This is a genomic window from Pseudomonas sp. CFII68 (assembly GCF_000416195.1).
Taxonomy (GTDB): Bacteria; Pseudomonadota; Gammaproteobacteria; order Pseudomonadales; family Pseudomonadaceae; genus Aquipseudomonas; species Aquipseudomonas kilonensis.
Genome location: NZ_ATLN01000111.1, coordinates 1 through 13,052, shown reverse-complemented (window position 1 = coordinate 13,052; position 13,052 = coordinate 1). Strand labels below are relative to the sequence as shown.

Annotated in this window: 13 protein-coding genes and 4 tRNA genes; 1 reads left to right on the top strand and 16 read right to left on the bottom strand. The window is 60.9% G+C overall.

The window, feature by feature from the left end; translation table 11 throughout:
• Window positions 1-388 precede the first annotated feature (388 nt).
• Both CFII68_RS07605 and CFII68_RS07610 read right to left on the bottom strand, forming a co-directional pair.
• Window positions 389-1,033, bottom strand: coding sequence for a hypothetical protein (locus CFII68_RS07605; RefSeq protein ID WP_033062788.1), 645 nt, complete (start codon window positions 1,031-1,033; stop codon window positions 389-391).
• A gap of 85 nt (window positions 1,034-1,118) precedes the next feature.
• Window positions 1,119-1,195: transfer RNA gene (locus tag CFII68_RS07610), tRNA-Val, on the bottom strand.
• 183 nt (window positions 1,196-1,378) lie between these two features.
• Here CFII68_RS07610 and CFII68_RS07615 point away from each other — a divergent pair.
• Entirely contained in the window at window positions 1,379-2,662 is a 1,284-nt protein-coding gene (locus CFII68_RS07615; RefSeq protein ID WP_018610833.1) for an FAD-binding oxidoreductase, read from the top strand.
• Window positions 2,663-2,698: 36 nt separating this feature from the next.
• On the opposite strand, the gene CFII68_RS07620 is transcribed toward CFII68_RS07615, so the two are convergent.
• From CFII68_RS07620 to truA, 14 genes are all read right to left on the bottom strand, one after another.
• Window positions 2,699-2,974 (bottom strand): type II toxin-antitoxin system RelE/ParE family toxin, encoded by a 276-nt coding sequence (locus tag CFII68_RS07620; RefSeq protein ID WP_018610831.1) that lies wholly within the window; start codon window positions 2,972-2,974, stop codon window positions 2,699-2,701.
• The gene (locus CFII68_RS07625) at window positions 2,974-3,246 is read right to left on the bottom strand and encodes a CopG family ribbon-helix-helix protein (RefSeq protein WP_018610829.1); all 273 of its coding nucleotides are present in this window, start codon (window positions 3,244-3,246) and stop codon (window positions 2,974-2,976) included. The genes CFII68_RS07620 and CFII68_RS07625 overlap by 1 nt, the downstream gene beginning before the upstream one ends.
• Before the next feature lie 276 nt (window positions 3,247-3,522).
• Window positions 3,523-3,599 (bottom strand) — tRNA-Asp (locus CFII68_RS07630).
• Window positions 3,600-3,688: 89 nt separating this feature from the next.
• Window positions 3,689-3,765 (bottom strand) — tRNA-Asp (locus tag CFII68_RS07635).
• Between the two features lie 58 nt (window positions 3,766-3,823).
• Window positions 3,824-3,899, bottom strand: a tRNA-Val gene (locus CFII68_RS07640).
• Between the two features lie 103 nt (window positions 3,900-4,002).
• Window positions 4,003-4,776 carry an SDR family oxidoreductase gene (locus CFII68_RS07645; RefSeq protein ID WP_003203835.1) on the bottom strand — a complete coding sequence of 258 codons (774 nt, stop codon included), beginning with the start codon at window positions 4,774-4,776 and terminating at the stop codon, window positions 4,003-4,005.
• Complete coding sequence (locus CFII68_RS07650; RefSeq protein ID WP_018610828.1) at window positions 4,773-5,984, bottom strand: O-succinylhomoserine sulfhydrylase; 1,212 nt, start codon at window positions 5,982-5,984, stop codon at window positions 4,773-4,775. Before CFII68_RS07650 ends, CFII68_RS07645 begins: the two co-directional genes overlap by 4 nt.
• A gap of 58 nt (window positions 5,985-6,042) precedes the next feature.
• Entirely contained in the window at window positions 6,043-7,548 is a 1,506-nt protein-coding gene (gene purF, locus CFII68_RS07655) for an amidophosphoribosyltransferase (protein WP_003203840.1), read from the bottom strand.
• A gap of 41 nt (window positions 7,549-7,589) precedes the next feature.
• Window positions 7,590-8,150 carry a CvpA family protein gene (locus CFII68_RS07660; RefSeq protein ID WP_003179770.1) on the bottom strand — a complete coding sequence of 187 codons (561 nt, stop codon included), beginning with the start codon at window positions 8,148-8,150 and terminating at the stop codon, window positions 7,590-7,592.
• Between the two features lie 89 nt (window positions 8,151-8,239).
• Window positions 8,240-8,911 carry an SPOR domain-containing protein gene (locus tag CFII68_RS07665; protein ID WP_018610825.1) on the bottom strand — a complete coding sequence of 224 codons (672 nt, stop codon included), beginning with the start codon at window positions 8,909-8,911 and terminating at the stop codon, window positions 8,240-8,242.
• A complete protein-coding gene (gene folC / locus CFII68_RS07670) occupies window positions 8,895-10,202 on the bottom strand; it encodes a bifunctional tetrahydrofolate synthase/dihydrofolate synthase (protein ID WP_018610824.1) in 1,308 nt (435 codons plus the stop codon). Before folC ends, CFII68_RS07665 begins: the two co-directional genes overlap by 17 nt.
• A complete protein-coding gene (gene accD, locus CFII68_RS07675; protein WP_018610823.1) occupies window positions 10,199-11,119 on the bottom strand; it encodes an acetyl-CoA carboxylase, carboxyltransferase subunit beta in 921 nt (306 codons plus the stop codon). Before accD ends, folC begins: the two co-directional genes overlap by 4 nt.
• Before the next feature lie 252 nt (window positions 11,120-11,371).
• Window positions 11,372-12,004, bottom strand: coding sequence for a phosphoribosylanthranilate isomerase (locus tag CFII68_RS07680; RefSeq protein ID WP_018610822.1), 633 nt, complete (start codon window positions 12,002-12,004; stop codon window positions 11,372-11,374).
• 63 nt (window positions 12,005-12,067) lie between these two features.
• Complete coding sequence (gene truA / locus CFII68_RS07685; RefSeq protein WP_018610821.1) at window positions 12,068-12,892, bottom strand: tRNA pseudouridine(38-40) synthase TruA; 825 nt, start codon at window positions 12,890-12,892, stop codon at window positions 12,068-12,070.
• Between the last annotated feature and the right edge of the window lie 160 nt (window positions 12,893-13,052).

The following is a 13,052-nucleotide window of genomic DNA, read 5'->3' as shown; positions in this document are numbered from 1 at the left end:
AGAAATAAGTACCGACTTTAAGAGGTGGGAGACGACATTTGAATGCCGAGACTGTGGCCAAATCTGGGTGGAACGTTATCAATCACAGGGGCATGCGAGTGTGCCAGTCGTAGAGAAGATGGTCTAGGTGCTATGCGGGAAGGGCCCAGTCATTGCGCAGTAGGATCGGAGGGGGAGCGGCGGCGGACGAGAGCATTTAGAAAAACTCGAGAAGGCTCTGCGCGATGAGGCGCATCATCAGGCACAGAGTTTGGAGTAGATTTGTAAAGATCCCTCAGGGGCTGTCCCCGTTCTCCCTTTATCCGCCGCAACGCAAAAGCCCCGATCCAAGTCGGGGCTTTCTCGTTTCTGCTAGACGCAAAACCCGCTCGACAGCGGGCTGTGCTTATCAGTTTTTGCAGACCACCTGCGGAGCCGCAGCATGCGTCAGCTTTTGGGGAATCACAATCGAAGTGCCAGGCAACGTGGTAAGTTCGAGAACCGCCAACATGCAAATTAGCGCTGGCTCGCCATCTTTGCTTGGTCTGCCATCCACCCCTACCACCGCTTCGTAGTCTTTCCCTGGTTCCAGCTTGTAAACGAGCGCCTGGCCACCACAGGTCCGGTAAGAGCTGCCGTTGCCCGCAATGGTCGCGCCCCGGGTTGCAATTTGGAATGGCAGATCCGCCCTGACGCGATACTCGGTTACGACCTCTTTGTAAGCCCCTTCCCCCATCCGAATTGCAGGGATGTACTGGATAAGACTGGGCCAAACTCTTTTCGGTACGCCAACGCTCGCCGACTTCAGGGGATACTGCGGATAGTTGATGCTCGCCGTACCGTCCTGCCCGAAACGTCCGGCTTCAGCCATTTTATGCCGGGTAGCAGGAGCACAACTGCCGACGATGCTATCGCCATACACGTCAGCGTTCGTGATAACGCGAACACGCGCCATTCCCTCTGATTGAGCAGGCTCTTCGTATGGAACTGAAGGTATTCCAGAGCAACCAGCAAGTGCTACAGCAAGAAAAGTTACGGAAGTGACAACCCGCATGACCATGTCCTTATGTGTACGCCAACAAAAAAGGGCCCACCTTTCGGTGAGCCCTTCTAGACCGCCCAGCAGAGCGGATTTTGTTTGGTAGGCGCGATTGGACTCGAACCAACGACCCCCACCATGTCAAGGTGGTGCTCTAACCAACTGAGCTACGTGCCTGCTGTGAGGCGGCATTCTACGGAATTCCGGAGGGGTGTCAACACCTTTTTTTCACCTAACCCTATGAATATGCAAAATATTTAATTTCGCCAAGGCAACGAAGATTTTGCGGTGGCTGGCGGCCGATTTTTATCTCGGGTAGGATCGCTGCATTCGTAAAAAATATAAAACAGAGGTTGCAGAATGGCGAACACATCCTATCCAGCGTCCTATTACGCCGCGTCGGCCAACCCGGTTCCTCCGCGCCCCGCCCTGCAGGATGACGTCGAGACGGATGTGTGCGTGATCGGCGCAGGTTACACCGGCCTGTCCTCAGCGCTGTTTTTGCTGGAGAACGGTTTCAAGGTCACCGTGCTTGAGGCGGCAAAGGTCGGCTTTGGGGCTTCGGGTCGCAACGGCGGGCAGATCGTTAACAGTTATAGCCGCGATATTGATGTGATCGAACGCAGCGTCGGTCCTCAGCAGGCGCAATTGCTGGGCAACATGGCGTTCGAGGGCGGGCGGATCATTCGTGAGCGAGTGGCGAAGTATCAGATTCAGTGTGATTTGAAGGACGGTGGTGTATTCGCCGCCCTCACCGCTAAACAGATGGGCCACCTGGAGTCGCAGAAGCGTTTATGGGAGCGTTTCGGGCATACCCAGTTGGAGTTGCTGGACCAGCAGCGTATTCGCGAGGTGGTGGCTTGCGATGAGTATGTGGGCGGCATGCTCGATATGAGCGGCGGGCATATTCATCCGCTAAACCTGGCCTTGGGCGAAGCGGCGGCTGTGGAGTCACTGGGCGGGGTGATTTATGAGCAATCGCCAGCGGTGCGCATCGAGCGTGGTGCCAGCCCGGTTGTGCATACGCCACAGGGCAAGGTCAGGGCCAAGTTCATTATCGTGGCGGGCAATGCTTACCTGGGCAATCTGGTGCCAGAGCTGGCGGCCAAGTCGATGCCTTGCGGTACACAAGTGATCGCCACCGAGCCGTTGAGTGATGAGTTGGCGCATAGCCTGCTGCCTCAGGATTATTGCGTCGAAGACTGCAACTACCTGCTCGATTACTACCGACTGACGGGCGACAAGCGGCTGATCTTCGGCGGCGGCGTGGTGTATGGCGCGAGGGATCCGGCGAACATTGAGGCGATCATTCGTCCGAAGATGCTCAAAGCCTTCCCGCAGCTCAAGGATGTGAAGATCGATTACGCCTGGACCGGAAATTTCCTGCTGACGCTGTCGCGTCTTCCGCAGGTCGGGCGGCTGGGGGATAACATTTATTATTCCCAGGGCTGCAGCGGCCATGGCGTGACGTATACGCACCTGGCGGGCAAGGTCCTGGCTGAGGCGCTGCGGGGTCAGGCTGAGCGTTTTGATGCGTTTGCGGACCTGCCCCACTACCCTTTCCCAGGCGGTCAGTTGATGCGTACGCCGTTTGCGGCGATGGGGGCTTGGTATTACGGGTTGCGGGATAAGCTTGGGTTCTGAGATTCGCGATTCGTCACCCGCTGCCGGCTAACCCTGTTATCGATCCTCGCGGGTATGCCACAGGCGCAGCAGGTAAACGGTGGAATGTATTATTTCGTAACGCATCTCATAATGGCCGATCTGAATTCGGCGCACATCCCGTGGCTCGAACTCTTCAAGGCGTTCGCCTATACGCGGGTTAGTCAGCAACGTGATCGGTGCCGCGGTGAGCTGCTGCACCGTTCGTGCTGCAGCAGGCTGATTCACTGCCGCCAGAAACTCGTAAAGCCGGGAGATATCAGCGAGCGCCTTGCTCGTCCACTTCAACTCCATCAGCGCGGCACCGGCAACGGAGTGTCAGTACTAAGGCTATCAGCCCAGGCTTGGACAGCTTGGTGGTCAATCACCCGACCGGCGTCAACATCAGCCAGGGCCTCATGAGTCAAGCGACTACGCTCTTCTTCCTGATCAATCCAAGCCGACAGTGCCTGTTTAACGATCCAATTTTTGGAGCGCTCCAGACGCTCCGCCATCAAATCGACTTTTTGGGCCAACTGCTCAGGAACGTGAGCCGTGACAGATCGGGTTTTCGTGGTGGTAGCCATGTCGGGATTGCTCCAAATCGTTACTGCTTCTTGAGTTCAGGTCGCCTGATTCTACGCAGCTCTCGGCGATTCGATTTAAAGTCAATCATACTGAATAAGAACGCATCGTCAAACGTGCCGTCAGATTGGCAAAGGGCGCGTGAGAGGAGATAGAAAAACCCAAACCACAAAAACAAAAAACCCCGGTCTTTCGACCAGGGTCTTTGCTATCGACTAGAAGTAGCTTTGCAGCTTGCTTCTTAGCTTCAAGGCGTTCAGTGGGCCTCGAAGCAGATATGGCGCAGCGGACGGGACTCGAACCCGCGACCCCCGGCGTGACAGGCCGGTATTCTAACCGACTGAACTACCGCTGCGTATCGCTATGGACTTGCGTCCAGTTAACTCGTCTGATCCAAACCCTTGGGCTTGAATCTCGAACCAGGCGAACCTGCCTCGGAAAATATGGCGCAGCGGACGGGACTCGAACCCGCGACCCCCGGCGTGACAGGCCGGTATTCTAACCGACTGAACTACCGCTGCGCGTCGGTGGAGGCTTTTGACAGCTTCCGTCTTGCTTTCGCAAAACTCTCGTAAAACATGGTGGGTGATGACGGGATCGAACCGCCGACATTCTGCTTGTAAGGCAGACGCTCTCCCAGCTGAGCTAATCACCCTTTGCTTCGTTGAGGCCGCGAAATTTACGCAGGTACCGAAGCTAAGTCAATAGCAGGGTTGAAGTTTTTTCAAAACAGTTTCAAACGGCACCCGCAACCGCAGTTACGTATAAATCATTTTCTTGGTCATGCCACCGTCCACCACGAACTCCTGCCCCGTGACAAAACCGGCATTGCGCGACAACAGCCACGCCACCATCGCCGCCACGTCCTCTACCGTGCCTACCCTGCCCGCTGGATGCTGGGCGTGATCGGCGTCGGTCAGCGGCTGTGCACGACGCTGGGAGGGATCGCGCGCGTCGATCCAGCCAGGGCTGACGGCGTTGACCCGGATCTCCGGCCCGAGGCTGATGGCCAGGGCATGAGTGAGGGCCAGCAAGCCGCCCTTGCTCGCCGCATAGGCTTCGGTGTCGGGTTCCGATTGCGCAGCGCGGGTCGAGGCCAGGTTGACGATGGCGCCGTTGTGAGCGCGCAGATACGGCGCGCAGTGCTTGGCCAGCAGCATCGGCCCACCCAGGTTCACCGCCAGGACCCGATTCCAGTAAGCCAGGTCCAGGCTTTCCAGGGTGATGTTGTGCGGATCGGCGATGGCTGCGTTGCACACCAGCGCGTCGAGCCGCCCGAACTGCCCGAGCACCTCGGCGATACCGGTGGCAACCTGCGCCTCGTCCGCCACGTCCATGGCGATGAACCAGGCATTGTCGCCCAGGGTCTTCGCCACCTTGGAACCGCGTTCGCGGTCCAGGTCGGTCAGCACCACCTGCCAGCCTTCACAGATCAACCAGGCAGCGATGCCCAGGCCGATACCCCGTGCGGCGCCCGTAACCAGTGCAACCCGGCCATGAGTGCCGCTCGGCGGCGTAGCCAGCTCGATCACAAGGCCGCCAACCCGCGGGCCAGGTCGGCTTGCAGATCGGCCACGTCTTCCAGCCCGACCGCAACGCGGATCAGGCTGTCACGAATACCCGCCGATTCACGTTCCTGGGGCGACAGGCGACCGTGGGACGTGGTGCTCGGGTGGGTGATGGTGGTCTTGCTGTCACCCAGGTTGGCGGTGATGGAAATCAACCGGGTCGCGTCGATGAAGCGCCAGGCGCCCTCCTTGCCCCCCTTGACCTCAAAGCTCACCACCGCACCGAAACCGCGTTGCTGACGCAAAGCCAGATCATGTTGCGGATGGCTCTTGAGGCCGGCGTAATGCACTTTCTCGATGCCGTCCTGTTGCTCCAGCCACTCGGCCAAGGCCTGGGCATTGGCGCAATGGGCTTTCATGCGCAGGCCGAGGGTTTCCAGGCCCTTGAGGAAGATCCAGGCGTTGAACGGGCTGAGGGTGGGGCCTGCGGTGCGCAAAAAGCCCACCACTTCCTTCATCTGCTCGCTACGACCGGCCACCACGCCACCCATGCAACGGCCCTGGCCGTCGATGAACTTGGTCGCCGAATGCACCACCACGTCCGCACCCAGCTTCAGCGGTTGTTGCAGCGCCGGGGTACAGAAGCAGTTATCGACCACCAGCATGGCGCCCTTGGCGTGGGCGATTTCCGCCAGCGCGGCGATGTCCACCAGTTCGGCCAGGGGGTTGGAAGGCGATTCGACGAACAGCAGCTTGGTATTGGCCTTGATTGCCGCATCCCAAGCGGACAGGTCCGCCAGAGGCACGTAATCGACTTCGACGCCAAAGCGCTTGAAGTACTTTTCGAACAGGCTGATGGTCGAGCCGAAGACGCTGCGCGACACCAGCACGTGGTCGCCAGCGCTGCACAGGCTCATCACCACGGCCATGATCGCGGCCATGCCGGTGGCAGTGGCCACGGCTTGCTCGGCGCCTTCCAGGGCGGCGATGCGCTCCTCGAAGGCCCGCACGGTCGGGTTGGTGTAGCGCGAGTAAACGTTACCCGGCACCTCGCCGGCAAACCGTGCGGCTGCATCGGCAGCGGTGCGGAACACATAGCTGGAGGTGAAAAACATCGGCTCGCCATGTTCGGCTTCCGGTGTACGGTGCTGACCCGCGCGAACCGCCAGGGTATCGAACGCTACGCCTTCAAGGTCGCTGTCCAGCCGACCGGCATCCCAATCCTGACTCATGCTGTCACTCCTGAAATCGGTTAAAACGCAAACCGGCCCCTCAGGGCCGGTTGGTTAATCAATTGTTGTACAGATCGATGATCGCGCTGACCGCCTGAGTCTTGGCCTTGGACGCATCGTTACGTGCGTTCTCGATCTTGTTCAGGTAGGCCTCGTCGATGTCGCCGGTGACGTACTTGCCGTCGAATACCGCGCAATCGAAGTGCTCGATCTTGATCTTGCCGCCCCCGACCGCTTCGATCAAGTCCGGCAGGTCCTGGTAGATCAACCAGTCGGCGCCGATCAGGTCGGCCACATCCTGGGTGGTACGGTTATGAGCGATCAGCTCATGGGCACTCGGCATGTCGATGCCGTAGACGTTAGGGTAGCGCACGGCCGGGGCCGCAGAGCAGAAATACACGTTCTTGGCGCCGGCTTCACGGGCCATCTGGATGATCTGCTTGCACGTGGTGCCACGCACGATGGAGTCGTCCACCAGCATCACGTTCTTGCCGCGGAACTCCAGTTCGATGGCGTTGAGCTTCTGGCGTACGGATTTTTTCCGTGCAGCCTGGCCCGGCATGATGAAGGTCCGGCCAATGTAGCGGTTCTTCACGAAGCCTTCGCGGAACTTGACGCCCAGGTGGTTCGCCAGCTCCAGGGCCGCGGTGCGGCTGGTGTCCGGGATCGGGATGACCACGTCGATGTCATGGTCCGGACGCTCGCGCAGGATCTTGTCGGCCAGTTTTTCACCCATGCGCAGGCGGGCCTTGTAGACCGAGACGCCGTCGATGATCGAATCCGGACGCGCCAGGTAGACGTGTTCGAAGATGCATGGGGTCAAGGACGGGTTGGTCGCGCACTGACGGGTGTGCAGCTTGCCGTCTTCAGTGATGTAGACCGCTTCGCCCGGGGCCAGGTCGCGAATCAGGGTGAAGCCCAGCACGTCCAGGGACACGCTTTCGGAGGCGATCATGTATTCGACGCCCTCGTCGGTGTGGCGCTGGCCGAACACGATCGGGCGGATACCGTGGGGATCGCGGAAACCGACGATGCCGTAGCCGGTGATCATCGCCACCACCGCATAACCGCCGACGCAACGGTTGTGCACGTCGGTCACGGCGGCGAACACGTCTTCTTCGGTAGGCTGCAGCTTGCCGCGCTGGGCCAGCTCATGAGCGAAGACGTTGAGCATCACTTCCGAATCGGAATTGGTGTTGACGTGGCGCAAGTCAGATTCGTAGATCTCCTTGGCCAGTTGCTCGACGTTGGTCAGGTTGCCGTTGTGCGCCAAGGTGATGCCGTACGGCGAGTTGACGTAGAACGGCTGGGCTTCAGCCGACGTCGAGCTGCCCGCGGTCGGGTAGCGCACGTGGCCGATACCCATGTGACCGACCAGGCGCTGCATATGGCGCTGGTGGAACACATCACGCACCAGGCCGTTGTCCTTGCGCAGGAATAACCGGCCGTCATGGCTGGTCACGATACCGGCAGCGTCCTGGCCGCGGTGCTGGAGCACGGTTAGCGCGTCATACAGCGCCTGATTGACGTTCGACTTACCGACGATACCGACGATGCCACACATGCGACGCAACCCCTACTTAATGGATCTGAACTGAACAACACTTACTGCGGCGTTTTGGCCATCGGCAAGAGGTGTTCCTTGAACGGTATTTCAGCGGGTACGCTGATACCGCTGGCAAGCCACTGACTGCTCCAACCCAGGATCAGGTTTTTGGACCAGTCTGCGACCAATAGAAATTGTGGCACGAGCCGGGACTCCTGCCACCACGTATCCTGCTGTACCGGCCCCAGGCTCAAGAGCCCGACGGCCACGACCACCAGCAACGCGCCACGCGCCGCGCCAAAGGCCATGCCCAGGAACCGGTCCGTCCCGGAAAGCCCGGTGACGCGAATCAGTTCGCCGATCAGATAATTGATCATTGCGCCAACCAGCAAGGTGGCGATAAACAAGATGGCACAGCCCGCGATCACGCGAGCCGACGGAGTTTCGATGTATCCGGCGAGGTACTGGGACAGCGAACCACCAAACATCCAGGCTACGACTCCCGCGATGATCCAGGTCAGCAGCGAGAGGGCTTCCTTGACGAAGCCGCGGCTCAGACTGATCAATGCGGAGATGGCGACGATCGCAACGATCGCCCAGTCAACCCAGGTAAATGGCACGGTGCAGCCTACAGACGGATAAGGCGGCGCATTTTAGCAGAGCGCAGGGCTGTCGGTAAGCTGCGTGATTCAAATCAGCTAAATCGCTGTCAGCCGCGCTCTGGCTGGAAGCGCACCACGAAACCCTTGAGGTTCTGCTGGCGGCTGAGCAGGTCACGCAGGCGGTCAGCCTCGGCACGCTCGATCAGCGGCCCGACAAACACTCGATTCTTGCCATCGGCGGAACGAATGTAGGCGTTGTAGCCCTGGCTACGCAGGGTTTTCTGCAAGTTCTCGGCACTTTCGCGACTGGTCAGGCTGGCCAATTGCACCGACCAACTGACGGACAGGCCATTGGCATCCACACGACTCTGGGTCGTGTCCGGCCTGGTGGGCGCCGCAGTGATCGGCTGGCTCGGGGCCGGCTTGATAGCCGGTGTTGCTGGAACAGGCACCGGCGCGACAGTCGGTTTGCTTGGCGCGGCGGGGGCAGGCGTGGCAGGTGCAGGTGCAATCGGCGTAGAAGGCACCGCAGGTTGCTCAGCCAATTCCTCGTCGCTTGGCACAGGTTCCTGAGGCAACGCCTGGGGCTCGGGCACGACCACTGGCTCAACCTGCACAGGCGGCACCGAAGGCGCCTGGGGCGCGGCCGGCGCGTCGACCGTGACCTGACGCTGCTCGTCCTGACGGGAAAACAGCATCGGCAGGAAAATCACCGCCAGGGCCACCAACACCAGGGCCCCGACCATGCGCTGCTTGTACGCCTTATCCAGCAATGCCATCTGCAGCCTCCTCCGTGGAGCGCCGGGCCAACCATTGAAGGGCCTCGGCAACACAAAAAAATGATCCGAACAGCAGGATTTCATCATCGGCCGTCGCCAGGGCGCACTGCCCTTCCAGCGCGTCGGCCACGCTAGCGTAGGCTTGCACTGAAGCACCGCGGCGCTGCAAGGCTTCCTGCAACTGCGCCGCGGTACGCGAGCGCGGCGAATCCAGTGGCGTCACCGCCCAATGCTGGACACTAGCACCCAACGCCTCGACAACGCCATCCAGATCCTTGTCGGACAGCAGCCCGAACACCGCCAGCCGCCGCCCTGCCACGGGCCGCCGCGCCAGGCGCTCGGCCAGGTACTGCGCCGCGTGGGGGTTATGGCCGACATCCAGCAACAGGTTCAGGCGCTTGCCTTGCCAATCGAACTGACGACGATCGAGGCGCCCGACCACACGGGTCGCCTGCAGCGCCTGGACGATTTGCCCGGCATCCCATGGCAAACCCAGCAACAGGTAGGCCTGAAGCGCCAGCGCGGCGTTTTCCATCGGCAGGTCCAGCAAGGGCAGATCGTGCAACTCCAGCGGATTGCCCTGCAGGTCGCTGCCGCGCCATTGCCAGTGCTGCTCGGTCATCGCCAGGTCGAAATCCCGCCCGCGCAGAAAGAACGGGCAGTTCAATTCGCGAACTTTGTCCAGCAACGGCTGGGGAGGATTGAGATCGCCGCAAAGCGCAGGCGCGCCCTGGCGAAAGATGCCGGCCTTCTCGAAGGCCACGGATTCGCGGGTATCGCCCAGGTAATCGGCATGGTCCACGCCAATGCTGGTGACCAGCGCAATGTCTGCGTCCACCAGGTTGACCGTATCCAGCCGTCCGCCCAGGCCAACTTCCAGCACGACCGCATCGAGACCGGCACGGGCAAACAGCCAGAACGCCGCCAGGGTGCCCATCTCGAAATAAGTGAGGGTTGTATCGCCTCGCCCGGCTTCCACCGCGGCAAAGGCTTCGCACAGCTGGGCGTCAGTGGCTTCGACGCCGTTCACTTGCACCCGCTCGTTGTAGCGCAGCAGGTGCGGCGAGCTGTAGACACCGACACTCAGCCCCTGGGCCCGCAGCAGCGAAGCCACGAAGGCGCAGGTCGAACCCTTGCCGTTGGTGCCGGTGACGGTGATGACCCGGGGCGCCGGCTTGGCCAGTCCCATGCGGGACGCTACCGTTTGCGAGCGCTCCAACCCCATGTCGATGGCCGATGGATGCAACTGCTCGAGGTAGGCAAGCCAGTCGCCCAGGGTGCGTTGGGTCATAGCCCGGCAGGCACTGGCGGAACCACTATCGGCTCGATCGGTGCGGCGACGAATTTCGGCGTCGGCAGACCCATCAGTTGCGCCAGCAGGTTGCCCAGGCGCGGACGCAGCTCCTGGCGATGAATGATCATGTCGATGGCGCCGTGCTCCAGCAGGAACTCACTGCGCTGGAAGCCTTCCGGCAGTTTCTCACGCACGGTCTGCTCGATCACGCGCGGGCCGGCAAAACCGATCAGGGCTTTTGGCTCGCCGACGATCACGTCGCCCAGCATCGCCAGACTGGCGGAAACACCGCCGTAGACCGGGTCGGTCAGCACCGAAATGAACGGAATGCCTTCTTCGCGCAGACGCGCCAGCACCGCGGAGGTCTTGGCCATTTGCATCAGGGAGATCAGCGCTTCCTGCATCCGCGCACCGCCGGAAGCGGCAAAGCAGATCATCGGGCAACGGTTTTCCAAAGCGTAGTTGGCAGCACGAACGAAGCGCTCACCGACGATGGCGCCCATGGAACCGCCCATGAAGGAGAATTCAAAGGCCGAGACCACCACCGGCATGCCCAGCAGGGTGCCAGTCATGGATATCAGCGCGTCTTTTTCGCCGGTCTGCTTCTGGGCAGCGGTCAGGCGATCCTTGTATTTCTTGCCGTCACGGAATTTCAGGCGATCCACTGGTTCCAGGTCGGCACCCAGCTCCACACGGCCTTCAGCGTCCAGGAAAATATCGATACGGGCACGCGCGCCGATGCGCATGTGGTGGTTGCACTTGGGGCAAACGTCCAGGGTCTTTTCCAGCTCGGGACGGTACAGCACCGCCTCGCAGGACGGACACTTGTGCCACAGACCTTCAGGCACCGAGCTTTTCTTCACCTCGGAACGCATGATCGAAGGGATCAGTTTGTCTACTAACCAGTTGCTCATGCTTTCTTTCTCCAGTACCGGCGGCCCGAACGCTCTGGTTCGCGGCCCCGCGTATGCCCTTGAGCTAAATTCATTGTGCGGCGAGTCGAGGGGCCGCCACGGTCAGTGCAAGACATGACCTGCGTGCAACCCAACCTTCCTCAGCCATCCCGGCAACCGCACGGCGGCTACCACTTCGCTATCGGCCCACCCGGAGGCGGCGCCTGCCTGTTTTGTACAGTGCTGGTATGGACGGCGGCAGTCTGCCAGCCGTCACATTGACGACTGGCTACTGCGCACAGCGGCCATGAATGCACGAATCTTTGCCGGGTCCTTGATGCCCTTGCTCTGCTCCACCCCGCCGCTCACGTCCACCGCGTAAGGGCGAACCTGGCGAATGGCCTGAGCCACGTTGTCCACGGTCAGGCCACCGGCCAGGATAATCGGTTTGTCCAAGCCCTGAGGCACCAGCGACCAATCGAACGCTTCGCCGGTCCCTCCGGGAACGCCCTCCACATAGGTGTCCAGCAAAATGCCGCTGGCACTGGCGAACGCTGCGCAACTGGCGGCAATGTCATCCCCGGCCTTGACCCGCAACGCCTTGATGTACGGACGATGCCAGCCTTCGCAATCGGCTGGGGTCTCGTCGCCATGGAACTGCAACAAGCCCAGCGGCACCGCATCGAGTATTTCGCCCAGCTCGCAACGACTGGCATTGACGAACAGGCCCACGGACGTCACGAACGGCGGCAAGGCCTGGACGATCGCCCTCGCCTGCTGCACCGTCACCGCGCGCGGGCTCTTGGCGTAGAACACCAGCCCGATAGCATCGGCCCCGGCCTCGACCGCCGCCAACGCGTCCTCGACGCGGGTGATCCCGCAAATCTTGCTGCGAACGACCGGCATGATGGGTAAAACCTCAGGCAAATCCGTGAAAGCCCCGGATGGTAGCAAATGCTGCGGAGGGCGTCAGCCGTCGAGTTCCGAGAAGCCGGTGAGGAAATGTGGCCCGATGTAACGCTCCGGCAGTTCGAACTCATCCCGATACTCGACCTGCACCAGGTACAAGCCAAACGGGTGCGCCGTGACGCCACCGGAGCGGCGGACACGACTGTCGAGCACTTCCTTGATCCACTCCACCGGCCGTTCGCCAGCACCAATGGTCATCAGCACACCGGCAATGTTGCGCACCATGTGATGCAGGAACGCGCTGGCGCGGATGTCGAGCACGATCATCTTGCCGTGACGAGTCACGCGCAGGTGATGCAACTCTTTGATCGGCGACTTGGCCTGGCACTGGCCGGCACGGAAGGCGCTGAAATCATGGACGCCAACCAGGTATTGCGCGGCCTCGGCCATGCGCTCGACATCCAGCGGGCGGTGATTCCAGGTGATCTCTTCGTTCAGGTGCGCCGGACGGATCTGATCGTTGTAGATCACGTAGCGATAACGCCGGGCAATGGCCTTGAAGCGCGCGTGAAAATGCGCCGGCATCACCTTGGCCCAACTGACGCTGACGTCGTGGGGCAAGTTGATGTTGGCACCCATCACCCAGGCCTTCATCGAACGCTCGACCTGGGTGTCGAAATGCACCACCTGGCCGCAGGCATGCACGCCGGCATCGGTACGACCGGCGCAATGCAGCGACACGGGCGAGTCGGCGACTTTGGACAGGGCGTTTTCAAGGGTTTCCTGCACCGTCAATACGCCGGACGCCTGGCGCTGCCAGCCACGGTAGCGCGAGCCTTTGTATTCAACGCCCAAGGCGATCCGGAAAAAGCCGTCGGCCGCCATTTCGGCGGCCGGGTTGTCTATGTTTGCCAAGGAATTACAGCCTGCTGAGGTACGCAAAGGCGGGCATTATAAGGCCGATGGCTTGGGATGCCAGTCCGACGGGTGATCCTGTGTTGAATGGGCTGGCGCCATCGCGAGCAAGCTTTGCTCCCACAGCGAT

What these genes read in the sequence shown, in the direction of transcription:
- CFII68_RS07625 (WP_018610829.1), bottom strand. Translation starts at nt 3,246, where the DNA reads ATGGCTACCACCACGAAAACCCGATCTGTCACGGCTCACGTTCCTGAG.
- CFII68_RS07650 (WP_018610828.1), bottom strand. Translation starts at nt 5,984, where the DNA reads ATGAGTCAGGATTGGGATGCCGGTCGGCTGGACAGCGACCTTGAAGGC.
- CFII68_RS07680 (WP_018610822.1), bottom strand. Translation starts at nt 12,004, where the DNA reads ATGCCGGTCGTTCGCAGCAAGATTTGCGGGATCACCCGCGTCGAGGAC.
- CFII68_RS07620 (WP_018610831.1), bottom strand. Translation starts at nt 2,974, where the DNA reads ATGGAGTTGAAGTGGACGAGCAAGGCGCTCGCTGATATCTCCCGGCTT.
- accD (WP_018610823.1), bottom strand. Translation starts at nt 11,119, where the DNA reads ATGAGCAACTGGTTAGTAGACAAACTGATCCCTTCGATCATGCGTTCC.
- truA (WP_018610821.1), bottom strand. Translation starts at nt 12,892, where the DNA reads ATGGCGGCCGACGGCTTTTTCCGGATCGCCTTGGGCGTTGAATACAAA.
- CFII68_RS07615 (WP_018610833.1), top strand. Translation starts at nt 1,379, where the DNA reads ATGGCGAACACATCCTATCCAGCGTCCTATTACGCCGCGTCGGCCAAC.
- CFII68_RS07605 (WP_033062788.1), bottom strand. Translation starts at nt 1,033, where the DNA reads ATGCGGGTTGTCACTTCCGTAACTTTTCTTGCTGTAGCACTTGCTGGT.
- folC (WP_018610824.1), bottom strand. Translation starts at nt 10,202, where the DNA reads ATGACCCAACGCACCCTGGGCGACTGGCTTGCCTACCTCGAGCAGTTG.
- purF (WP_003203840.1), bottom strand. Translation starts at nt 7,548, where the DNA reads ATGTGTGGCATCGTCGGTATCGTCGGTAAGTCGAACGTCAATCAGGCG.
- CFII68_RS07665 (WP_018610825.1), bottom strand. Translation starts at nt 8,911, where the DNA reads ATGGCATTGCTGGATAAGGCGTACAAGCAGCGCATGGTCGGGGCCCTG.